The organism is Zhengella sedimenti, assembly GCF_046506625.1.
In the GTDB taxonomy this organism is placed as follows: domain Bacteria; phylum Pseudomonadota; class Alphaproteobacteria; order Rhizobiales; family Rhizobiaceae; genus Zhengella; species Zhengella sedimenti.
In genome coordinates, this window is record NZ_JBKFFP010000001.1 from 136,333 (window position 1) to 157,821 (window position 21,489).

26 protein-coding genes are annotated in these 21,489 nt (G+C 65.3%); 13 read left to right on the forward strand and 13 right to left on the reverse strand.

Going from position 1 to position 21,489, the window contains the following annotated elements; genetic code table 11:
* Positions 1 to 56 precede the first annotated feature (56 nt).
* The 5 genes from ACLB6G_RS00695 to ureG are packed head-to-tail and all read left to right on the forward strand — an operon-like array spanning position 57 to position 2,521.
* Positions 57 to 353 carry a putative quinol monooxygenase gene (locus ACLB6G_RS00695; protein ID WP_410354187.1) on the forward strand — a complete coding sequence of 99 codons (297 nt, stop codon included), beginning with the start codon at positions 57 to 59 and terminating at the stop codon, positions 351 to 353.
* 31 nt (positions 354 to 384) lie between these two features.
* Positions 385 to 921 (forward strand): urease accessory protein UreE, encoded by a 537-nt coding sequence (locus tag ACLB6G_RS00700; protein ID WP_410354188.1) that lies wholly within the window; start codon positions 385 to 387, stop codon positions 919 to 921.
* A 33-nt stretch (positions 922 to 954) separates the two neighbouring features.
* The gene (locus tag ACLB6G_RS00705; RefSeq protein WP_410354189.1) at positions 955 to 1,242 is read left to right on the forward strand and encodes a YrhK family protein; all 288 of its coding nucleotides are present in this window, start codon (positions 955 to 957) and stop codon (positions 1,240 to 1,242) included.
* The gene (locus tag ACLB6G_RS00710; RefSeq protein ID WP_410354190.1) at positions 1,239 to 1,892 is read left to right on the forward strand and encodes an urease accessory protein UreF; all 654 of its coding nucleotides are present in this window, start codon (positions 1,239 to 1,241) and stop codon (positions 1,890 to 1,892) included. The genes ACLB6G_RS00705 and ACLB6G_RS00710 overlap by 4 nt, the downstream gene beginning before the upstream one ends.
* Positions 1,889 to 2,521: an urease accessory protein UreG gene (gene ureG / locus ACLB6G_RS00715; protein ID WP_410354191.1), complete on the forward strand. Its 633-nt coding sequence runs from the start codon at positions 1,889 to 1,891 to the stop codon at positions 2,519 to 2,521. The genes ACLB6G_RS00710 and ureG overlap by 4 nt, the downstream gene beginning before the upstream one ends.
* A gap of 160 nt (positions 2,522 to 2,681) precedes the next feature.
* Here ureG and ACLB6G_RS00720 read toward each other — a convergent pair whose 3' ends face one another.
* The 7 genes from ACLB6G_RS00720 to infC all read right to left on the reverse strand — a co-directional run bounded on the left by ACLB6G_RS00720 (position 2,682) and on the right by infC (position 10,185).
* Complete coding sequence (locus ACLB6G_RS00720; RefSeq protein ID WP_410354192.1) at positions 2,682 to 3,290, reverse strand: transglutaminase-like cysteine peptidase; 609 nt, start codon at positions 3,288 to 3,290, stop codon at positions 2,682 to 2,684.
* Positions 3,291 to 3,466: 176 nt separating this feature from the next.
* A complete protein-coding gene (locus ACLB6G_RS00725; RefSeq protein ID WP_410355135.1) occupies positions 3,467 to 4,726 on the reverse strand; it encodes a polyhydroxyalkanoate depolymerase in 1,260 nt (419 codons plus the stop codon).
* 337 nt (positions 4,727 to 5,063) lie between these two features.
* Positions 5,064 to 7,481: a phenylalanine--tRNA ligase subunit beta gene (gene pheT / locus ACLB6G_RS00730; protein WP_410354193.1), complete on the reverse strand. Its 2,418-nt coding sequence runs from the start codon at positions 7,479 to 7,481 to the stop codon at positions 5,064 to 5,066.
* 14 nt (positions 7,482 to 7,495) lie between these two features.
* Positions 7,496 to 8,581 carry a phenylalanine--tRNA ligase subunit alpha gene (pheS, locus tag ACLB6G_RS00735; RefSeq protein ID WP_410354194.1) on the reverse strand — a complete coding sequence of 362 codons (1,086 nt, stop codon included), beginning with the start codon at positions 8,579 to 8,581 and terminating at the stop codon, positions 7,496 to 7,498.
* Positions 8,582 to 8,717: 136 nt separating this feature from the next.
* Positions 8,718 to 9,119 carry a 50S ribosomal protein L20 gene (gene rplT, locus ACLB6G_RS00740; protein ID WP_410354195.1) on the reverse strand — a complete coding sequence of 134 codons (402 nt, stop codon included), beginning with the start codon at positions 9,117 to 9,119 and terminating at the stop codon, positions 8,718 to 8,720.
* A gap of 47 nt (positions 9,120 to 9,166) precedes the next feature.
* The gene (rpmI, locus tag ACLB6G_RS00745; protein ID WP_410354196.1) at positions 9,167 to 9,376 is read right to left on the reverse strand and encodes a 50S ribosomal protein L35; all 210 of its coding nucleotides are present in this window, start codon (positions 9,374 to 9,376) and stop codon (positions 9,167 to 9,169) included.
* Between the two features lie 272 nt (positions 9,377 to 9,648).
* The gene (infC, locus tag ACLB6G_RS00750) at positions 9,649 to 10,185 is read right to left on the reverse strand and encodes a translation initiation factor IF-3 (protein ID WP_410355136.1); all 537 of its coding nucleotides are present in this window, start codon (positions 10,183 to 10,185) and stop codon (positions 9,649 to 9,651) included.
* 170 nt (positions 10,186 to 10,355) lie between these two features.
* Between infC and ACLB6G_RS00755 the strand changes: the two genes are divergently transcribed.
* From ACLB6G_RS00755 to ACLB6G_RS00775, 5 genes are all read left to right on the forward strand, one after another.
* Complete coding sequence (locus ACLB6G_RS00755) at positions 10,356 to 11,138, forward strand: alpha/beta hydrolase (RefSeq protein WP_410354197.1); 783 nt, start codon at positions 10,356 to 10,358, stop codon at positions 11,136 to 11,138.
* 137 nt (positions 11,139 to 11,275) lie between these two features.
* Positions 11,276 to 11,722, forward strand: coding sequence for a DUF2852 domain-containing protein (locus tag ACLB6G_RS00760; RefSeq protein WP_410354198.1), 447 nt, complete (start codon positions 11,276 to 11,278; stop codon positions 11,720 to 11,722).
* Between the two features lie 116 nt (positions 11,723 to 11,838).
* Entirely contained in the window at positions 11,839 to 12,606 is a 768-nt protein-coding gene (locus ACLB6G_RS00765; protein ID WP_410354199.1) for a M48 family metallopeptidase, read from the forward strand.
* Positions 12,603 to 12,770, forward strand: coding sequence for a hypothetical protein (locus tag ACLB6G_RS00770; RefSeq protein ID WP_410354200.1), 168 nt, complete (start codon positions 12,603 to 12,605; stop codon positions 12,768 to 12,770). The genes ACLB6G_RS00765 and ACLB6G_RS00770 overlap by 4 nt, the downstream gene beginning before the upstream one ends.
* Positions 12,771 to 12,791: 21 nt before the next feature.
* Positions 12,792 to 13,436 carry a phosphoribosylanthranilate isomerase gene (locus ACLB6G_RS00775; protein WP_410354202.1) on the forward strand — a complete coding sequence of 215 codons (645 nt, stop codon included), beginning with the start codon at positions 12,792 to 12,794 and terminating at the stop codon, positions 13,434 to 13,436.
* 3 nt (positions 13,437 to 13,439) lie between these two features.
* On the opposite strand, the gene ACLB6G_RS00780 is transcribed toward ACLB6G_RS00775, so the two are convergent.
* From ACLB6G_RS00780 to ACLB6G_RS00805, 6 genes are all read right to left on the reverse strand, one after another.
* A complete protein-coding gene (locus ACLB6G_RS00780) occupies positions 13,440 to 13,949 on the reverse strand; it encodes a GrpB family protein (RefSeq protein ID WP_410355137.1) in 510 nt (169 codons plus the stop codon).
* Positions 13,950 to 13,954: 5 nt separating this feature from the next.
* A complete protein-coding gene (locus ACLB6G_RS00785) occupies positions 13,955 to 15,298 on the reverse strand; it encodes a bifunctional folylpolyglutamate synthase/dihydrofolate synthase (RefSeq protein ID WP_410354203.1) in 1,344 nt (447 codons plus the stop codon).
* Between the two features lie 69 nt (positions 15,299 to 15,367).
* Positions 15,368 to 16,309, reverse strand: coding sequence for an acetyl-CoA carboxylase, carboxyltransferase subunit beta (gene accD / locus ACLB6G_RS00790; RefSeq protein WP_410354204.1), 942 nt, complete (start codon positions 16,307 to 16,309; stop codon positions 15,368 to 15,370).
* A 61-nt stretch (positions 16,310 to 16,370) separates the two neighbouring features.
* Positions 16,371 to 17,210 carry a tryptophan synthase subunit alpha gene (trpA, locus tag ACLB6G_RS00795; RefSeq protein ID WP_410354205.1) on the reverse strand — a complete coding sequence of 280 codons (840 nt, stop codon included), beginning with the start codon at positions 17,208 to 17,210 and terminating at the stop codon, positions 16,371 to 16,373.
* Between the two features lies 1 nt (position 17,211).
* Positions 17,212 to 18,378 (reverse strand): tryptophan synthase subunit beta, encoded by a 1,167-nt coding sequence (trpB, locus tag ACLB6G_RS00800; RefSeq protein WP_410355138.1) that lies wholly within the window; start codon positions 18,376 to 18,378, stop codon positions 17,212 to 17,214.
* A 196-nt stretch (positions 18,379 to 18,574) separates the two neighbouring features.
* Positions 18,575 to 19,279, reverse strand: coding sequence for a glutathione S-transferase N-terminal domain-containing protein (locus ACLB6G_RS00805; RefSeq protein WP_410354206.1), 705 nt, complete (start codon positions 19,277 to 19,279; stop codon positions 18,575 to 18,577).
* Positions 19,280 to 19,483: 204 nt separating this feature from the next.
* On the opposite strand from ACLB6G_RS00805, the gene ACLB6G_RS00810 reads away from it, so the two are divergent.
* The 3 genes from ACLB6G_RS00810 (at position 19,484) to ACLB6G_RS00820 (ending at position 21,415) form a co-directional block, all read left to right on the forward strand.
* Positions 19,484 to 20,308 (forward strand): cyclase family protein, encoded by an 825-nt coding sequence (locus tag ACLB6G_RS00810; protein WP_410354207.1) that lies wholly within the window; start codon positions 19,484 to 19,486, stop codon positions 20,306 to 20,308.
* A gap of 25 nt (positions 20,309 to 20,333) precedes the next feature.
* Positions 20,334 to 20,741 carry a carboxymuconolactone decarboxylase family protein gene (locus ACLB6G_RS00815; protein WP_410354208.1) on the forward strand — a complete coding sequence of 136 codons (408 nt, stop codon included), beginning with the start codon at positions 20,334 to 20,336 and terminating at the stop codon, positions 20,739 to 20,741.
* 74 nt (positions 20,742 to 20,815) lie between these two features.
* Positions 20,816 to 21,415 (forward strand): glutathione S-transferase family protein, encoded by a 600-nt coding sequence (locus tag ACLB6G_RS00820; RefSeq protein WP_410354209.1) that lies wholly within the window; start codon positions 20,816 to 20,818, stop codon positions 21,413 to 21,415.
* Positions 21,416 to 21,489 lie beyond the last annotated feature (74 nt).

Sequence of the window (21,489 nt, forward strand, 5' to 3'; positions counted from 1 at the left end):
GCGGCGATGCGGGGCTATCCTGCCTCTGTCGCCAACCAGGACCGGGAGGACCCGTCATGATCCATGTCATCGCCACCATCACGTTGAAGCCGGGTTCGTTCGATACGTTCCGCGAGGCCGCCATGCCGTGCGTCGAGGCGACGCGGGCGGAACCGGGCTGCGTCGTCTACGACCTCAACAGGAGCGTGACCAATTCCAACCGCGTCGTCTTCGTGGAACAGTGGAAGAGCCGCGAGGACCTGGAAGCCCATTTCGGACGCCCGCACATGAAGGTGTTCCGCAATGCCACGTCGACCCTCATCGAAAGCCGGACCGTCGAGGTCGTCCATCCCGAACGGATCGAGACGCTGTGACCGCCTGCCCGATATTGCGAGGCCGAACGCCATGAGCGAACCCGTCTGCACCACCGTCATCCGCGATTTCTCCAGGGCCGCCGGCACGATCACGCTGGACGAGACCGCGCGCCATCGCCGGCGCCTGCGCATGGTCAGCGACGAGGGCATCGCCTTCATGCTCGACCTCGCGGAGGCGCGCCTGCTGCGCCATGGCGACGGGCTGGTGCTTTCCGATGGCCGCATCGTCGAGGTCATCGCGGAACCGGAGCCGCTCATGGAGGTCAGGGGCCGCGACGGCCGCCACCTGCTGGCGCTGGCCTGGCAGATCGGCAACAGGCATCTGGCCGCACAGATCGACGCCGACCGCATCCTGATCCGGCAGGATCACGTGATCCGGACCATGCTGGAAGGGCTCGGCGCGCAGGTGCGCGACGTGAATGCCCCGTTCGACCCGGAAGGCGGAGCCTATGGCGGCGCCCATTCGGGCCATCATCACCAAGATCACGATCACGGGCACAGGCACCATGACCATGGACATCATGGCCACGGCCACCATCATGAGGGGCACACCCATCATCATGACTGAACAGGGCGCCGGCCCGGCCGGCGAGACAGACCGTTGAAAATCTTCGCACCCGGAAACAGGAACCTTTCGCACCGCCACGAGGCGGTCTACGCGGCCTACGAAATCGCCTTCACGACCGTGGATTTCCTGGCGGCCTTCCTCTTCGTCGCAGGATCGGCGCTTTTCTTCGACAAGAGCCTGGAGACGCCGGCGATCTGGTGCTTCCTCGTCGGCTCGGTCTTCTTTGCGCTGAAGCCGACGCTTCGGCTGGCCCGCGAGGTTCACTATCTGGCGCTGGGCGATGTCGACGACGTGGCCCGGCGCTATTCGGCAAAGCCATGAACCAGACCGCGCTGATCCGCCTGATGTCGTGGCTGTCTCCGGTGTTTCCCACCGGGGGGTTCGCCTATTCGGGGGGGCTTGAACAGGCGGTGGCGCATGGTCCCGTCTCCTCACCGGACATGCTGGAGACATGGCTCGCCGGGCAGCTTCGCCACGGCGCGCCATGGAACGACGCCGTCATCCTGGCGCAAGCCTGGCACGGCGAACGGAAGGGCTGCGACCTCGCGGCGCTGGCCGAACTGGCCGGGGCGCTCGCCGGGTCGGCACAGCGCCATCGCGAGACGCTCGACCAGGGCGCGGCCTTCCTCAAGGCCGCGGCACACTGGTTCGGGCCGGGCTCCCTGCCTGCGGTGCTGCCACTGCCGGTCGCCGTCGGCCTTGCCTGCGGGCGCGGCGGCGTGCCGCTGGAACCGGCGCTCGCGGCCTATCTCAACACGCTCGTCTCCAACCAGTTGCAATGCGCCATCCGCCTGTCGGTCACTGGCCAGGACGGCGCGGCGCGCCTGCTCGCCGCCCTGGAGCCGGAGGTAAACGCGGTGGCCGGCGAGGCGGCGGCTTCCACACCGGACGATCTGGGCGGGTTCGCCTTCATGGCGGAAATCGCGGCGATGAATCACGAAACCCTGCAACCGAGGCTGTTCCTGTCATGACTTCCACCAACGGACCCCTTCGCGTCGGCATCGGCGGGCCGGTCGGCTCCGGCAAGACGACGCTGACCGAAAAACTGTGCAAGGCCATGCGCGATCAATGGTCGATCGGCGTCGTCACCAACGACATCTACACGCGGGAGGATGCCGAGGCCCTGATGCGGGCGCAGGCGCTGCCCGCCGACCGGGTGATCGGCGTGGAGACAGGCGGCTGTCCGCATACCGCCATCCGCGAGGACGCCTCGATCAACCTGCGCGCCATAGCGGAGCTGACGGAACGGCATCCGGACCTCGATATCGTGTTCATCGAGTCAGGCGGAGACAACCTGGCTGCCACCTTCTCCCCCGACCTCGCCGACCTGTCGATCTACGTGATCTCGGTGTGCCAGGGCGAGGACATTCCGCGCAAGGGCGGGCCGGCGATCACGCGGTCGGATCTGCTGCTGATCAACAAGGCCGACCTCGCGCCCCATGTCGGCGCCGACCTGACGCGCATGGAGGCCGATGCCGGCAAGGCACGCGGCAAGCGCCCCTATCTCTTCACCGGTCTGCGTCACGGCGAGGGAGTCGAAGCGATCGTCGACTGGCTGGTCACGACAGGCGGTCTGGCGCGCGCCACCGCCGCCGAATGAGCCTCACGGGGACCGGCGCGACGCGGCTTCTGGCGCGCGCACCCGCTCACAGCCTGTCCACAGCTTGCGCACAATTTGTCCCGGCCTTGTCCCCTGGCTTGTCCAGACGCGGCAGGGGCAGGCGCAGCATCAAGAAAGATGGCGTTGCGGAACGTCCGGTTCAGCGGACGGAGGCCACGGCGGAGCTGTCTCCGGTGCGCAGCGAAACCCAGCGCCCGGTATCGGTGCTGGACTGGCGCTTGAGGAAGCGATAGCCGGTCTCGTTCCACAGGCGCACACGGTCGGAGAGATTGTCGAGGATGTAGTCGCCCTTGTCGGTGCGCACGGTCAGCACCGCATGGCCCTCGCCGTCAGGCTTGCGGACCACGGTGATCAGCAGGTTGGACAACGGAACGCCGGCCCGCGCCAGTTCGCGGCGCTTTTCCAGCACATAGTCCTCGCAATCGCCGGCCTTTCCGGGATAGGTCCAGACCTCGTCCTTGCCGTAAATGTCGTAATCGTTCATCGGTACGATGGCGCGATTGACCGAGACGTTGGTTGCATTGATGCGTTTCCACAGCCCGGCAGTAAGGCGGGACGGCCCGGTATCCGCCATGCGGATGGCGCATTCGGCCGGATTGGCCCGGCAGAATTCATAATGACCGATGGGCTGCGACGTGATCCCGCCGGTGGCCATGTTCGCGCCCGCGGCATTGCCCGCTCCGCCGGTGGTCAACAGGAGGCCCGCCGCCATGGCAAGCGCCGCTTGTGCGGAAATCCGAACCTTCATGAAGCGCCCACCCTGTCTGCGTCTGCCCGTTTTCAGCCTTAACAAAACGTTAACGGCTGGGCCAAGGACAAGTCAATCGCGCGTCCCGGATATGGTAAACGTGGAGCCTTCACGGTGACGAAAAAAGGCCACCCCGGTGCGGGATGGCCACAGTCATGGTTTGTGGACAACCGGAATCAGGCGCTCTTTCGTGCCTTCGGCCTGGCAGGTGCCTCGGCGCGGGCCATGAAATCGACGATCCGCGGCACGATCTCCTTGCGGAAGCGGGAGCCATTGAACACGCCGTAATGGCCGACCCTGGGCTGCGTGTAATGGAGGCGCCGGTCATCCGGAATATTGGGGGTCAGGGCGTGGGCGGCCTCTGTCTGCCCGCCGCCCGTGATGTCATCGTTCTCGCCCTCGACCGTCATCAGCGCCACCCTGCGAATGGCCTTCGGATCGACGGACTCTCCACGATGCAGCATGGTGCCGGTCGGGATCGCATGCTCGATGAACACCGTCTCGACGGTCTGGAGATAGAATTCCGCCGTCAGGTCCATGACGGCAAGATACTCGTCATAGAAATCGCGATGCTTCTCGGCGCTGTCGCCGTCATCCTTGACGAGATGCAGGAAGAAATCCTTGTGGGCGATGATGTGGCGGTCCAGGTTCATGCTCATGAAGCCGGACAACTGGAGGAAGCCCGGATAGACCTCGCGGCCGAAGCCCGGATGCGGCCAGGGCACGGTCATGACCGCATTGTCGCGGAACCACTGGATGCCCTTTTCCTGGGCAAGGTCGTTGACCGCCGTCGGCGAGCGCGTGGTGTCGATCGGCCCGCCCATCAGGATCATGGAGGGCGGCGCCAGGGGATCGTTGCGCTTCTCCATCAACGACACGGCGGCGAAGACCGGCACGGACGGCTGGCAGACCGCCATGACATGGGTTCCCTCACCCAGATGATGCAGCATCTCGATGACGTAGTCGATGTAATCGTCTAGGTCGAAGCGGCCCTCCGACAGCGGAACCATGCGCGCATCGGCCCAATCGGTGATGTAGACATCGTTGTGCTGCATCATGGCCTCGACCGTGCCGCGCAGGAGCGTGGCGTAGTGGCCGGACATGGGCGCGACGATGAGGAGCTTGGAATCCTCGCGGCGACCCTTCGGAAGGTCGCGCCGGAAATGCAGCAGGTCGCAGAAGGGCTTCGACCAGACCACTTCCTCGGTGACACGCACCGTCTGCCCGTCGACCACTGTTTCCGGCAGGTCGAAACCGGGCTTGGCGTAGCGTCTGGTCATGCGCTCGAACAATTCCGCCGAAGCAGCCATGGAACGGCCGAAGGACGAATGGGACAGCGGATTGAGCGGGTTCGAGTAGAAAAGCTTGGCGGCATCCGCAACGGCGCGGAACGGCTGCAAGGCAGCGTGGTTCATTTCATAGAGATGATAGAACATGAAAAGCACGTACCCCTTCATGAAAATACGGCCCACCGGCCGGACCCGGGCGCAAGGCTGCTTGGCCGAGCATACTCGCGAGTATGTAAACAAACGGTGCCGGCTGGCAATTGGACATTAGGCGATCAAACTCACTGGTATCCTGATGAAAAGCAGTTGACCGGGTCAACTGTTAGAACACCAATCATAATGCTTGAACAGGGGCATCAAAGTCCCCTTTTCATGTTTTTTGCCGGTTTTCCGGGGTTTTTTCCCCGTCCCAGACACGTCTTACCTAGCGGAAAGCAAAAGGGCGGCCGTCCGGACCGCCCTTTTTCCTGTCCTCTTTCCACCAGAATCAGCCCCTGAGCACGCCCCCGGTCTGCTTGGCGACATTGGCGACGATGGCCGAGGACAGCTTTTCGAAGTCCTCGTCGGTCAGCGTCCTGTCGGTCGGCTGGATGGTGACGGCGATGGCGACCGACTTCCTGTCCTCGCCGATGGAGGCGCCCTCGAACAGGTCGAAAACGGTGACGCCGGTGATCAGCTTCCGGTCGGCGGCAGCGGCCGCGCGGGTGATGTCGCCGGCCGCGACGGTCCGGTCGACAACGAAGGCAAAGTCGCGCGTCACCGCCTGGAAAGCCGACAGGTCGAGGCGCGGCTTGGTGCGCGTGGCCTTCGCCTTGGGCTCGGGAATGGTGTCGAGATAGACCTGGAAGCCGCACACCGGGCCGGAGACATCGAGCGCTTCCAGCACCTTGGGATGGAACTCCCCGAACCAGCCGAAGACCATCTTCGGGCCGAGGCGGATGACGCCGGAACGGCCCGGATGGAACCAGTCCGGCGCACCGGCGGCGACCTGGAGATTGGCCACGGGCGCACCCGCGGCTTCCAGCGCGGCGAGCGCGTCCGCCTTGGCGTCGGCCCAGCCGACGGGTGCGGCATTGCCCGACCAGTGGCGGCCCTCCTGGCCCATGTGGGCGGTGCCGCGGCGCACGCCGGACGCAACGCGGCGCTGGCCCTCCGGCGTGTCGGCCTCGTAGATGCCCGACACCTCGAACAGGGCCACATCCGCAAACCCGCGCTGGGCATTGCGCTGGGCTGCCGTCAGCAGGCCGGGAAGCAGCGAGGGACGCATGTCCGACATGTCGGCGGCAATCGGGTTTGCCAGTTTCAGGGCCTCGCTGCCGCCGCCGAACAGGGCGGCCTGGTCGGCGGGAATGAAGGACCAGTTGACCGCCTCCATCATGCCGCGCGCGGCCAGCGCCCGGCGGGCGGAACGCGTGCGCAACTGAAGCGTGGTGAGGATGCGTCCGGCGACCGATTCCTCGCCTTCCAGCGGAACCGGCACGATATTGTTGACGCCATGAATGCGCATGACCTCCTCGACGAGATCGGCCTTGCCGTCGATGTCCGGGCGCCAGGACGGCACCGTCACGTCAACGACCGCCTGGGTGCCGTTCGGCTCGAAACCGAGACGGGCCAGGATGTCGAGGGATTCGGTCATGTCGACGGCGATGCCGGTCAGGCGTTTCACTTCCGACACGGGGAATGACACGACCTTGCGCTCAGGCGCCTTGTAGCCCTCGACAACGAGTTCGCTCGGCGTGCCGCCGCACAGTTCCATGACCAGATGGGTCGCCAGTTCCGCGCCCGGCACCATGAATTCCGGGTCGACGCCACGCTCGAAGCGGTAGCGGGCATCGGTGATGATGCCAAGGTCGCGGCCCGTGCGGGCAATGTTCATCGGATCCCAGAGCGCGGATTCGATCAGCACGTCGGTGGTGGTCTCGTCGCAGCCGGAATGTTCGCCGCCCATGATACCGGCGATGGATTCCACGCCGTTGCCATCGGCGATGACGCAATTGTCCGGGCCGAGCGTATAGGTGCGCTCGTCGAGCGCCAGCACCGTTTCGCCTTCGCGCGCCCTGCGAATGACCAGGTCGCCCTTGACCTTGGCGGCGTCGAAGACGTGCAACGGGCGGCCACGGTCGAAGGTGACGTAATTGGTGATGTCGACCAAGGCATTGATGGGCCGCAGGCCGATGGCCATGAGACGCTGCTGCATCCATTTCGGCGACGGGCCGTTCTTCACGCCCCTGACCATGCGCAAGGCAAAGCCCGGACAAAGGTCGGGCGCCTCGATGGTCACCCTGACCGGGCATTCGCCCTGGCCGGCGACGGGCATCACGGCGGCAGCCTTCAGGCGGCCAAGCCCGGCGGCGGCGAGATCGCGCGCAATGCCATGCACGCCGGTGCAATCGGGCCGGTTGGGCGTCAGGCCGATCTCGATGACCGGATCGTCAAGGCCGGCATAGGCGGCGAAGGACGTTCCGACCGGTGCATCCTCCGGCAGGTCGATGATGCCGGAATGTTCGTCGGACAGTTCCAGTTCGCGCTCGGAACACATCATGCCATGGGATTCGACGCCGCGGATCTTGCCGACGCCCAGCGTCACGTCGATCCCCGGAACGTAGGTGCCCGGCAGGGCCAGCGCGCCGACGAGGCCGGCGCGGGCGTTGGGCGCGCCGCAGACGATCTGCAGCGGCTTGCCGCCATTCACACCCGGACCGCCATCGACGGAAAGCACCTTCAGCTTGTCGGCATCGGGATGCGGCTCGGCCGTGAGCACGCGCGCGATGACGAACGGCCTGAAAGCGGCCTTGTCGTCCACGCTCTCGACCTCAAGGCCTATCATGGTGAGCGTCTCGACGATCTCGTCCAGCGTGGCATCGGTTTCAAGGTGATCCTTGAGCCAGGAGAGAGTGAATTTCATGTCCCCGTTCCTCCTTATGCGCTCAGGCCGCCGAACAGCGTCGGCATGTCGAGCGGGCGGAAGCCGTAATGGTTGAGCCAGCGCACGTCGGCATCGAAGAAGGCGCGCAGGTCCGGCATGCCGTATTTCAGCATGGCGATGCGGTCGATCCCCATGCCCCAGGCGAAGCCCTGATACTCGTCGGGATCGAGGCCACCCATGCGCAGCACGTTCGGATGGACCATGCCGCAGCCCAAGATCTCCATCCAGTCGGAGCCTTGGCCGAACAGCACCTCACCGGGCCGCGAGCGGTCGCACTGGATGTCCACTTCCAGACTCGGCTCGGTGAACGGGAAGAAGGACGGGCGGAAACGCATGTTCAGGCTCGGCACCTCGAAGAAGGCCTTGCAGAATTCTTCCAGCACCCACTTCATGTTCGCCACATTCGCGGTCCTGTCGATGACGAGGCCTTCGAGCTGGTGGAACATGGGCGAATGGGTCGCGTCGGAATCGCAGCGGTAGGTCTTGCCCGGAATGACGATGCGGATCGGCGGCTTCTGGGTCTCCATGGTGCGGATCTGCACTGGCGACGTGTGGGTGCGTAGCAGCTTGCGCTCGCCGTCAGCGCCCGGATTGAAGAAGAACGTGTCGTGCATCTCGCGGGCCGGATGGCCCTCGGGAAAGTTCAGCGCGGTGAAATTGTAATAGTCGGTCTCGATGTCCGGGCCTTCGGCGATGGAAAAGCCGAGGTCGCCGAAAATGGCGGCGATCTCGTCGATGACCTGCGAAATGGGGTGGATGCGCCCGCGCTCCACCGGCGCAGCATGGACCGGCAGGGTCACGTCCACCGTCTCGCGGGCGAGCCGCGCCTCGATGGCCGCGTCGCGCAGTTCCTGGCGGCGGGCGGCGAGCGCTTCGGCGACCCGGTCACGCAGGCCGTTGATCTTCGGCCCCATTTCCTTGCGCTCGTCCGGCGTCATCCTGCCCAGGGTCTTGAGCAGTTCGGAAACCGAACCCTTCTTGCCGATGGCGGCGACACGCACGGCCTCGATGGCCTGCTCGTCGGAAGCCGCGGCGATGTCGGCCATGATGGAGGTTTCAAGGGTATCGAGATCGCTCATTGCTGATCGCCCATGTATCCGTTGTCCGGCGGCGCTTGTAGCGCCTGTTCGTTACGCTTTGAACAGAAAAAACCCGCGCCAGCCCAGCCAGCGCGGGTTTCCCAAATTCACGATGTCAAGCTTGGGAAGGCGCTGGTCAGGAAACCGCGCTCTCAAACTCGTTCGGGGTCTTGTCCTTGAGGTATTCAAGGGCAGTCTTGGCTTGGGCCACGAGCGCGGCAAAGGCCTGCGGCTCATGGATGGCGAGGTCGGAGAGAACCTTGCGGTCGACCTCGATGCCGGCCTTGTTCAGACCGTCGATGAAGCGGCCATAGGTCAGGCCGTGCTCGCGGACGGCGGCGTTGATGCGCTGGATCCACAGCGCGCGGAAATTGCGCTTGCGGGCCTTCCGGTCGCGCGTCGCATACTGCATCGATTTCTCGACGGCCTGCTTGGCGATGCGGATGGTGTTCTTGCGACGGCCATAAAAGCCCTTGGCGGCCTTCATAACCTTCTTGTGCTTGGCGTGGGCGGTAACGCCGCGTTTTACACGTGCCATGTCATGATCTCCTGATAATCAGCTGAAGCGTTTGCCGGGGCCGGGGCTCAGAGGCCGCCGCCATTGGGCAGGTAGTTCTTGATGACCTTCTTGGCGTCAGCCTCGGGAAGGACCATCATTCCGCGGGCATCGCGGATGAACTTGTTGGAACGCTTGATCATGCCGTGGCGCTTGCCGGCGGCGGCAACCTTCACCTTGCCGGTGCCGGTGATCTTGAACCGCTTCTTGGCGGCCGACTTGGTCTTCATCTTGGGCATTTTGCTCTGTTCTCCTTTTGCCGGCCCGAAAGAGCCGCGTTTTTCGCCTCTCCGCAGACCAGAGCGGAAAGACAGCATGAAAACCGCCACGGCATGCCCTGCCGGGCGGCTTCGAACGACGCGTCATTACAGGATGGGCGGGCTTCGCGCAAGTCCTGCCCGACCGATTCGCCCGAACGGCAGCCGGCATCTGCCGATTGCTTGCGTCCGGCACGAAAAACCGGCGTCCGCGAGGAACGCCGGTTCCGTCGTCGTTCAATGAAGGGCCGCGATCAACGCGGCGCCAGCACCATCATCATCTGGCGGCCTTCCAGCTTGGGCTCGGCCTCCACCTTGGCGATTTCCTCGACCTCGGCGCGAACCTTGTTCAGCAATTGCATGCCCAGTTCCTGGTGCGCCATCTCGCGGCCGCGGAAACGCAGCGTAACCTTCACCTTGTCGCCGTCCTCGAAGAAGCGGCGCACGGCCTTCATCTTCACCTCGTAATCGTGGGTGTCGATGTTGGGACGCATCTTGATCTCCTTGATCTCGATGGTCTTCTGCTTCTTGCGCGCCTCGGCGGCCTTCTTCTGCTTCTCGTATTTCAGCTTGCCCAGATCGAGGATCTTGCAAACGGGGGGAGAAGCGTTCGGCGAGATCTCGACGAGATCGAGACCCGCATCCTCGGCGCGCGCGAGCGCGTCCTGTATCGAAACTTCTCCGAGATTGGCTCCGTCCTCGCCGATAAGCTGGACTCGGGGGACACGGATTTCCTGGTTGGCGCGCGGGCCTTCCTTGACTGGAGGCGGCGCTCTGAACGGTCTGCGAATGGTCGTGGTCTCCTCAACTGTTTCGCCAATGAACGACATTGCCGGGCCGCTTGTTCCCGGCATTTGTGCGGCACTTCTTCCAGCCGCGCTGCAAAGTCAATAGCACAGAATGTTGCATGAATCACCTGCTGCGTTGCAAACAGGCAAGAAAGGGGAAAGAGGCTCCGACCATGGACGAACAAGCCGGCCTGATCACCGTCGAGGGCAATGCCATCGCCTGGCGCCGCGTGACCGGCGGCGGGCCGGGCCTTGTCTGGCTGGGCGGCTTCAAGTCGACCATGGACGGCACCAAGGCCCAGGCGCTCGCCGCATGGGCGCACGAAAACGGCCTGGCCTTCCTGCGTCACGACTATTCCGGCCATGGCTTGTCGGGCGGGGACTTCGCCGAGGGGACGATCTCGCGCTGGCTTGCCGAATCGCTCGCCGTCTTCGACGCGCAATCCAGCGGCCCCCAGATCCTCGCCGGTTCGTCCATGGGCGCGTGGATCGCGCTGCGCATGGTGCAGGAAATGGCCCGTCGCGGGCAGAAGGGGCGGATCGCCGGCCTTCTCCTGATCGCTCCCGCGCCTGATTTCACAAGCGAACTGCACGGCCCGCGCCTGACCGATGAGCAGAGGCAGGCGCTGGAGCGCGACGGCTTCTTCACCGCTCCGTCGGCCTATGACGAGGCGCCTTACGTCTTCACGCGCGCCCTGTTCGAGGATGGCGAGGCCAACCGCGTGCTGACAGGCCCGATCGACACATGGTGCCCGGTCCACATCATCCAGGGCATGGCCGATGCCGACGTGCCCCACGCCCATGCGCTCAGGCTGGTGGAACACCTGCCCGCCGATGACGTGACGCTGACGCTCGTCAAGGATGGCGACCACCGGCTATCACGGGCGCAGGACCTTGCCCTGCTGATGCGCGCGGCGGAAAGGATGGTTGCCCGGATTCGCCGCGACAGCGTCTGACACCACTGATATTTCCTTTTATTTACAGTTATTTGTCCGTTTCTGGCAGGCGCCGTGCTTGAATCGCCAAAATTGCGTTCCCATCTCGAAATCAAGCGGTCGCTGTTGGCCGCTACCACCGAGAGGAATGGCTGACCATGACCCAAACTGCTTTGATCAGACCTGCCTGGACCCCGGCCACGATCGGCCTGATGGTTCTGGGTTTCGTCGTCTTCTGGCCGCTTGGCCTCGCCATGCTCGCCTACATCATCTGGGGCGACCGCCTGGATGGCTTCAAGCGCGACGTGAACCGCGCCACCGATGACATGGCGCGCCAGTTCCGCGGCTGCGGCCGCAATCGCGGCCATGCCCGCACCGGCAATGTCGCCTTCGACGACTGGCGCGAAGCGGAAATCGAGCGGCTCGCCGAAGAGCGCCGCAAGATCGACGCGATGCGCGAGGAGTTCGAGATGTACATGCGCGAACTGCGCCGGGCCAAGGACAAGGAAGAATTCGACCGCTTCATGCGCGACCGCGAAGCCTCCAAGGCTGCCGAAAGCCGGCGCCCGGGCGGCGTGCCGGACATCCCGGCCAGCGACGCATAACGGCTCTTCCCTGCCCCGCCAACCATGCGGCCGGACCCTCCCTGGGCCCGGCCTTTTTTCTTGGCATTCACGATTGCGGATTCACGGCCGCGAGGAATCAGCTAGGATTTGCGGCCATGCTGCCCGGATTCCTGACCCGCAAGACCAAGCCCCGGCCCGCCGGCCCCAGGACACGGGAACGCGTGCATAGCGTCGCCGGGCGCGAATTGCCGCTGAAGATCGTGGAAAGCGCCAAGGCCGTGCGCCTGACACTGCGCATCGGCGCGGGCGGGCAAAGCCTGCGCGTGACCGTCCCGGAAGGCCATCCCGAGCGCGATATCGACCGGTTTCTCGACCGGCATCGCGGCTGGCTGGAGTCCAGGCTGGCAAAAATGCCCGAACGCCCGGACCTGCGCCCCGGTGTCAAGCTGCCGGTATTCGGCGTACCGCACCGGATCATCCACGAGCCGGGCAAGCGTGGCACGGTGGAACGGACCGTGCTCGACGGCGAACCGGTGCTGATCGTGCATGGCGACCGGGCCCATCTGAAGCGGCGGCTGGCCGATTACATGAAGAAGCTGGCGCGTGCCGAGATCGAACCGCTCGTCGCCAGACACGCGGCCGCGGCGGGCGGGCGGGCCGTCACGTCGATCCGCTACAAGGACACGGTGAGCCGCTGGGGCTCCTGCTCGTCCGGCGGCGGGCTGTCCTTTTCCTGGCGCATCGCCATGGCGCCGCGCCCGGTGATCGACTATCTCGTGGCCCATGAATGCGCGCATCTCAAGCACATGGATCATTCGCCCCGGTTCTGGAAGCTGTGCGCAGACCTCTGCCCGCGCATGGACGAATCGAAAGCATGGCTGAAGCGCAACGGGCAGGCCCTGCAGGCCATCGGGTTCAAATGATGCGATCATTCCCGGCCCTGATCGCGGTGCTCCTGACCGGCCTTGCCCTGCTTGCCGCGTGCCAGAGCCTCGACCCGTCCGCGGTCCGCCCCGAGCCGCCTGCGCCGGCCGAAGACGGATACCTGCCCGGCGAAACGCCGATCCGCCCGCTTGCGGCCGATTGAGGCTCGGGGTAAGTGCCGCCCATGGACATCAAGATCTGCGGATTGAAGACGGAAGAAGCGGTGCGCGCGGCCATTGACGGCGGCGCGACCCATGCCGGCTTCATCTTCTTTGCGAAGAGCCCGCGCCACGTGGACGTGAAGACCGCCGCGCGGCTGGCGGCGCTGGCAAGCGCGGCCCACGTTCAGTCCGTCGCGGTCACCGTCGATGCCGACGACGCCACGCTGGACGAGATCGTCCGCGTGATGAAGCCGGACATGCTGCAATTGCATGGCAAGGAAAGCCCGGAGCGCGTCGCGGCGGTCAAGGCGCGCCACGGCCTGCCGGTGATAAAGGCGCTGGCCATTTCGCAGGTGCAAGATTTCGCCAGGATCGCCCCCTACAAGGGCGTGGCGGACCGGTTCCTGTTCGATGCCAAGCCGCCGAAGGGTTCCGACCTGCCCGGCGGCAATGCCGTGTCCTTCGACTGGGCATTGCTCAAGGGGCTGGAGCCGGGCCTCGACTATCTTCTGGCCGGCGGCATTCATGCCGGCAACGTGGCGGAGGCCATCGGCATCGCCCACCCGCCCGGACTCGACATTTCGTCGGGCGTGGAAAGTGCGCCGGGCGTAAAGGACAAGGGGCTGATCGCGGCATTCCTGAAAGCAGCCAGGAGCGCCCGGACCTGACCGTCAGAGCGTGATCTCGCCGCGGGCGATGCCGTCCAGCACGGCGCTGACGAACAGCGCCTTTGCGGCGCGGTAGTCGGCCAGGGGCCGGCCTTCGAACAGGCGCTTGATCTCGTTGAAACCGTCGACAAGGGCAGGATGGGCGGCGAGTGCCGCCGCGAACAGGTGAAAGTGATCGAACGCACCGCCGATGGCGGCAAGCCGGATACCGGCGGGCATGGATTCGCCGGGCATTTCGAAGGCGGCGAAATCATTGGTGCGGACAGAGCCCGCGTCGCGCGGGAACGCCTTGGCGAGCGCCGCATCCGCGGCCGGGAAATCCGCCTGCGGCACCCGCACGAGGATATCCAGATCGCCCGTCGTCTCCAGACCGGCGCAGGCGGTGGAGCCGATATGGGCGATCCCGGCGGCCGCCGGAAGGAGCGCGCGCAGGCGCGGCGACAGGCTTTCGAAAAGCGCGCCTGCCTGCGCGCGAACGGTCTCCGGGTCCGGGTGAAGGCCGGGGCGCTCCATCGCGGTCACGATGGCGGCGTGCTGTTCTCGTCCAGAACGGACCCGGCGAGGTAGAGCGAACCGCAGATGAGGATGCGCGGCGGCAGGTCGTCCTCGCTCCAGGTCTCGCGCATCAGCTTGAGCGCGTTCGACACGGAACTGACCGGCTCGGCCGAGAGGCCGACCTCACGGGCGCGGGCGGCCAGCACATCCGGGCTTTCGCTATCGCCGCTGCCGGGAACCGGAACGCAATAGCAGTGACGCGCCAGCCCCTGATAGGCATGGAAATAGCCGGCATGGTTCTTGGTCTTCAGCATGCCGGCGATAAGGAAGAGCGGCCGGTCGTCGCGCTCGCCACGTCCGGCCAGTTCCTCTGCGACGACCTGGGCCCCGGAAGGATTGTGGCCGCCATCCAGCCAGATTTCCGCACCTTCCGGTGCCAGTTCCACCAGGTCGCCGGAGTGCAGGCGTTGCAGGCGGGCCGGCCATTCGGCGGCTTCCATGGCGGTATCGGCGGCGCGGTGGCCGATGTCGAAACCGGCCATGCGCACGGCGGCGATGGCGGTGGCGGCATTGGCAAGCTGGAAGCGGCCGGGCATGGCCGGCAGCGTCAGGTCGAAGAGCACGTCATTGTCCTGGTAGACGAGACGGCCGTTCTCCTCATAGGCCCAGAAGTCCTGTCCATAGGTTGCATAGTCGCATTCCAGCCGCAGGGCAGTCTCCTCCAGAACCGCGCGGGCCATGTCGTTTTCCTGGAAACCGATCACGACCGGGCATTCGGGCTTGATGATGCCGGCCTTCTCGGCGGCGATCAGTTCCACCTTGTCGCCCAGCCAGGCCTCGTGGTCGAGCGAGATCGGCGTGATGACGGAGACAGCCGGTTCGCGCACGACATTGGTCGCGTCGAAGCGTCCCCCCATGCCGACCTCCAGGATGCAGGCATCGGCTGGGTGCTCGGAGAAGAGAAGGAAGGCCGCGGCGGTCGTCAGTTCGAAAACGGTGGCAGGCTCATCGCCATTGGCTTCGCCCACCCGTCTGAGCGCATCGGCCAGAACGGCATCCTCGACCAGTTCGCCGCCGCCGGGCTTGCCGAGACGAAAGCGCTCGTGCCAGCGGACAAGATGCGGCGATGTGTGGACGTGGACGGAAGCGCCGGCGGCCTCCAGCATGGCGCGGGCGAAGGCGATGACCGAACCCTTGCCATTGGTGCCGGCAACGTGGATCACCGGCGGAAGGCGGTCCTGCGGGTTGCCGAGCCTTTCCAGCAACGCGCGTATGCGGTCCAGCGACAGGTTGTAGCCCTGCGGGTGCAGGGCGGACAGCCGCTCGATCTCGACTTGCGCAAGGCTTTCGGCGGGACGGATCGTCATCGGATATCCACATGCAGGGGGCGGCGCCTGCCGGCCGCCCGTTCGGGGTTCTTGCGCTGGCGGGAAGGCTCAGGCGCCGGCCTTTTCCTCGTTGGCGGTGCTTTCCGGGGCCGGGTCCGGCGCCCCGGCATCCGGCTCGGCCGCGGTCTCATCCGCAAGGGCGGGCTGGCCGGTGAGCATGCGCAGCAGGCGGGCTATGGTGCCTTTCAGTTCCTTGCGCGGCACGACCATGTCGACCATGCCGTGGTCACGCAGGTATTCCGCCGTCTGGAACCCTTCGGGCAGTTTCTCGCGAATGGTCTGCTCGATGACGCGCTTGCCCGCGAAGCCGATGACCGCGCCCGGCTCGGCAATGTGGATGTCGCCCAGCATCGCATAGGATGCCGAGACGCCGCCGGTCGTCGGATTGGTCAGCACGACGACATAGGGCAGGCCCGCCTCTTTCAGCATTTCCACTGCGACCGTGGTGCGGGGCAATTGCATGAGCGAGAGGATGCCCTCCTGCATGCGGGCGCCGCCCGAGGCGGCGAACAGGACCAGCGGGCGCTTCAGTTCGATCGCCTTCATGAAGCCGTCGATGATGGCCTCGCCGGCCGCCATGCCGAGCGAACCGCCCATGAAGGAGAAGTCATGCGCGGTGACGACGACCGGCAGGCCTTCGATCTCACCGGTGGCGTTGACGATGGAATCGTCCAGCCCCGTCTTGGCGCGGCTTTCCTTCAGACGGTCGGTATAGCGCTTGACGTCACGAAACTTGAGCGGGTCCTGCGGCACTTTGGGTGCCGGCAGAAGCTCATACTTGCCCTCGTCGAAGAAGCGCTTGAGCCGTTCGCGGACCGGCATCTTCATGTGATAACCGGAGGTCGGGATGACCCAGAGATTTTCCTCCAGCTCCTTGTGGAAGATCATCTCGCCGGTCTCGGGACACTTGATCCAGAGATTTTCCGGCATGTCGCGCCGGCCCAGCATCGAATTGATCTTGGGGCGGACGTAATTGGTGATCCAGTTCATCTGTTCTCAGGGCCGCGGCTGAAACGCGGCCTTCCCTGTGATGGGTTCCAATGTGGGCGCTTCAACCGGCCTGCGCAAGCCGTGCCTCGGCAATCCCGTCCGCCAGGCCGCGCACCAGCGTTGCCACGGCCTCGGCCGGATCGGCGACAGCGTTGCCTTTCGCATCAACCACGTTGGCGATGGCGTTGACCACGGCCGTGCCCACGACCACACCGTCGGCCGAGGCGCCGATGGCCTTGGCCTGGCTGGAGGTCTTGACGCCGAAGCCGACACAGACCGGCAGGTCGGTATGGCTCTTGATGCGGCGAACCGCATCGGCGACCTTGCTGGTATCCGGAAGGGCCGATCCGGTAATGCCGGTCATGGAAACGTAGTAGACGAAGCCCGAGGTGTTGGCGAGCACGACCGGCAGGCGCTTGTCGTCCGTCGTCGGCGTGGCGAGGCGGATGAAGTTGATGCCCGCCTTCAGGGCCGGAACGCAGAGTTCATCGTCCATTTCCGGCGGCAGGTCGACGACGATCAGGCCGTCAATGCCGGCCTCCTTCGCGTCGGCCAGGAAGCGGTCGACGCCGTAGATGTAGATGGGATTGTAATAGCCCATCATGACGATCGGCGTGTCGTCATCCTCCTGGCGGAACTCGCGCGCCATCTGCAGCGTCTTGACCAGCGTCTGGCCATTGTCGAGCGCGCGGCGGCCGGCCATCTGGATCGCCGGGCCGTCGGCCATGGGATCGGAAAAGGGCATGCCCAGTTCGATCACGTCGGCGCCGGCCTTCGGCAGCGCCTTCATGACGCGCAGCGAGCTTTCGTAATCGGGGTCGCCGCCCATGAAATAGGTGACGAGGGCCGGGCGGTTGATCTGCCTGAGGGCAGCGAACTTGCGGTCGATACGGGTGGTCATGTCAGAGATCGTGTCCCAGCATTTTGCCGACGGTGAAGACGTCCTTGTCGCCACGGCCGCAGAGATTCATGACGATGATCTGATCCTTGCCCATCTTCGGCGCGCGCTTGATCACCTCGGCCAGCGCGTGGGAGGGTTCGAGCGCCGGGATGATGCCTTCCAGGCGGGTGAGCAACTGGAAGGCTTCCAGCGCTTCCGTGTCCATCACCGGCACGTATTCGACGCGGCCGGTGTCCTTCAGCCAGGAATGCTCGGGCCCGATGCCCGGATAGTCCAGCCCGGCGGAGATGGAATGCCCTTCCTTGATCTGGCCGTCGCCGTCCTGCAGCAGGTAGGTGCGGTTGCCATGCAGCACGCCCGGCGAACCGGCGGTCAGCGAGGCGCAATGCTCCTCGCCCTGCAGCCCCTTGCCGCCCGCTTCGACGCCGACGATCTGCACGCTGTCGTCGTCGAGGAAGGGATGGAACAGGCCGATGGCGTTCGACCCGCCGCCCACGGCGGCGACCAGCATGTCGGGCAGGCGGCCCTCGACGGCCAGCATCTGCTCGCGCGTCTCCTTGCCGATGACCGACTGGAACTCGCGCACCAGTTCCGGATAGGGATGCGGGCCGGCTGCCGTGCCGATCAGGTAGTAGGTGTCCTCGACATTGGTGACCCAGTCGCGCAGGGCCTCGTTCATGGCGTCCTTGAGGGTGCCGTGACCGGCAGTGACGGGATGCACCGTGGCGCCGAGCAGCTTCATACGGAAGACGTTGGGCGCCTGGCGCTCCACGTCGGTGGCGCCCATGTAGACCTCGCAGGGGAAGCCGAAGCGCGCCGCCACCGTGGCCGAGGCCACGCCATGCTGGCCCGCGCCGGTCTCGGCGATGATGCGGGTCTTGCCCATGCGCTTGGCCAGCAGGATCTGGCCCAGGCAATTGTTGATCTTGTGCGAACCGGTGTGGTTCAGCTCGTCGCGCTTGAAATAGATCTTCGCGCCGCCGAGATGCTCCGTCAGGCGCTCGGCGTAATAGAGCGGCGACGGGCGCCCGGTGTAATGGGCGTTGAGATGATCCAGCTCGGCCCTGAATTCCGGATCGTTCCTGGCCTTGTCCCACTCCTCCTCCAGATGGAGGATCAGCGGCATCAGCGTCTCGGCGACGAAACGGCCCCCGAAGATGCCGAACATGCCCTGTTCGTCAGGACCGGTGCGGAAGGAATTGGGTTTTGCTGGCTTGTTCAAGACATACTCCCGGACTTGGATCGGCCCTCCCATAAACCATGGCGCATTGCGGGGCAATGCAGGCAGGCGACGCGCGGGGTCGCAAAAAGGGCGCCGATACGCCCTCCCCGCCGTGCCTGGCGCCCGGCCGGTCAGCCGCAGGTCATTCGCGCGGCGGAATGTTCAGCGCTGCCTGGCTGGCGGGGCGGTCAAGGCAGCGGTCGAGCCAGGCAACGACATTCTTGCATTCGGGCAAATTCACCAGGTCGCCCGCCTCGTAGAAATCCCGCACGGTCCGCACCCAGGGCCAGGTCGCGATGTCGGCGATCGTGTAGTCATCGCCCATGATGAAGCCGCGGCCTTCCAGGCGCCGGTCCAGCACCTTGAGCAGGCGTTCGGTCTCTCCTGCATAGCGCTCCAGCGGCCGCTTGTCGGCGATGTCCTTGCCCGCGAACTTGTAGAAGAAGCCAAGCTGGCCGAACATCGGGCCGATGCCGCCCATCTGGAACATGAGCCACTGGATGGTCTCGTAGCGTTCGGCCGGATCGGCGGACATGAACTTTCCCGACTTCTCGGCCAGATAGATCAGTATGGCGCCGGATTCGAACAGCGGCAGCGGCTTGCCGCCCGGTCCGTCCGGGTCGATGATGGCGGGGATCTTGTTGTTCGGATTGAGCGACAGGAATTCCGGCGTGGTCTGGTCGTTGCGCCCGAAGGAGACGGTGTGTGCCTCATAGGGCAGCCCCGTCTCCTCCAGCATGGCCGAAGCCTTGATGCCATTGGGCGTGGGGAACGAATAGAGCTGGATGCGGTCCGGGTGGGCAGCCGGCCAGCGGCGCGTGATCTCGAAGCCGGACAGATCGGTCATGGGAAGAAGTCCTCTCGCATTGTTGCCTCTTGAACAGGTAACCCGCCGGCGGAAAACAGCAAGGGGGCAGGTGCGGCTTCGCGCGCGACGGTGCGTCAACGCCACGAACATGCGTCTTGCAAGCCGGCGCGCCGGGTGTATCGTCTGCGTGCCGCATGAAAACAGCAAGAACAGGTGCGGCACACCAACAGAGGGAGAGATGACATGTGCCATGCGTGCGTTATGGACAACGTGAAGAGCCGGATGCTCAGCCGGCGCGACTTCTTCAAGGCGGCCAGCCTGCCGGCCGCGGCAACGGCCCTTGCGGCGACCGGTTTCGCACCGCCCGCACTGGCGCAGGGGGCGACCAAGGTGGCCGACATGACCCATGCCATGGGCGAGGACTTCCCCACCTTCTTCGGCGAGCAGCAGCTCTTTTTCGAACAGAAGTTCAACTATGCCGAACACAAGTTCAACCTGAAGGAACTGCGTGTCAACGAACACACCGGCACGCACATGGATGCGCCGCTGCACTTCTCCGAGAACGGCATGTCGGTCGACGAGATCCCGGTGGAGAGCCTCGTGGTGCCGCTCGCCGTCATCGACATCAAGGCCAAGGCCGCGGAGAACGCCGATGCGCAGGTGACTCCCGACGACATCAAGGCTTGGATCGGCACCCATGGCGACCTGCCCGCCAAATGCTGCGTGGCGATGAATTCGGGCTGGGACAAGCATGTTGGCGGCGGGAAGTTCCGCAACGTCGGTGACGACGGCAAGACCATGCACTTTCCCGGCTTCCATGCCGAAGCGGTGAAAATGCTGATGGAAGAAGCCGATGTCTCGGGCATCGCGGTGGACACGCTGTCGCTCGACCATGGCCCCTCGCCGGATTTCGCCGTCCACTATGCCTGGCTTCCGAGCGGGCGCTGGGGCATCGAGTGCCTCGCCAATCTCGACGCGGTTCCGGCCAGCGGCGCCACGCTGGTTGTCGGCGCGCCGAAGCACAAGGGCGGCACGGGCGGGCCGGCGCGCATCTTCACGCTCATGTAACGGACAGGGAAAGGGAAAAGGCGGCATGTCGACAGTCAGGCTTGTGAGCTATGAGGAAGCGGATGCGGCGGTGCGCGCGGTCTATGACGACATCCGGGCCACGCGCGGCTCCGACTTCATCAACAATTTCTGGCTGGCGCTTGCCGCCGATCCGGCGCTGCTAAAAAGCACCTGGGAAGAGGTAAAGACCGTCATGACGGCGCCGGGGCCGCTGGACCCGCTGACGCGCGAGATGATCTACATCGCCGTGTCGGCGGCCAATGGCTGCACCTATTGCGCCCATTCCCATACCGCTTCCGCCAAGGCCAAGGGCATGACGGATGCGCAATATGGCGACCTGCTGAAAGTCATCGCGCTGGCGGGCAAGACCAATCACCTTGCCAATGCGCTGCAGGTGCCGGTGGACGCCGCCTTCGAGAAATCGGCCGGCTGAACGCGAAACCGGCTTGGCAATCGGCGCGGGCGGTGCAAGCCTTCGCCCCCATCACGATATTCCGGAGGAAACTGATGTACACGGTGATCGGCTCGCCCGGCTCGCGCATGACGCGGGTCATCTGGATGCTTGAGGAACTGGGCGAGGCCTATGCGATCGAGAAGGCCAAGCCGCAATCGGAGACGGCGCGGGTGCACAACCCGTCCGGGCGCATTCCGGCCCTCATCGACGGGGAGATGCGGCTGACCGATTCGGCTGCGATCTGCGTCTACCTGGGCGAGAAGCATGGCGACAAGGGCTTTGGCTCCCGCTCGCTGGCCGAGCGGGCGCAGATCGACAGCTGGATGCATTTCGCCCAGTCGGAACTGGAAGCGCCGCTCTGGAACAAGCTGAAACACCGCATGCTGCTGCCCGAGGAACTGCGGGTGGATGTGGGGCCGTGGTGTGCCTGGGAGTTCGCCCGCGACGTGAAGGCGCTGGCGCGCCGTCTCGGCGGCAACGAATTCGCTCTCGGCGACCGGTTTTCGGCCGTCGACGTGATCCTCGGCCATATCGGCACATGGGCGCGCGGCGCGAAATTCGCCATCGAGTCCGAAACGGTCAATGCCTATCTGGACCGGATCCTGGCACGCCCGGCGCTGGCCCGCGCGCGCGAACGCGAAGCCGCCGCCTGAGACAGGCCGATCCGGCCAGGCATGCGCACCAAAGAAAGGAGCCCGGGCGCGACACCCGGGCTCACGTGTCTTCA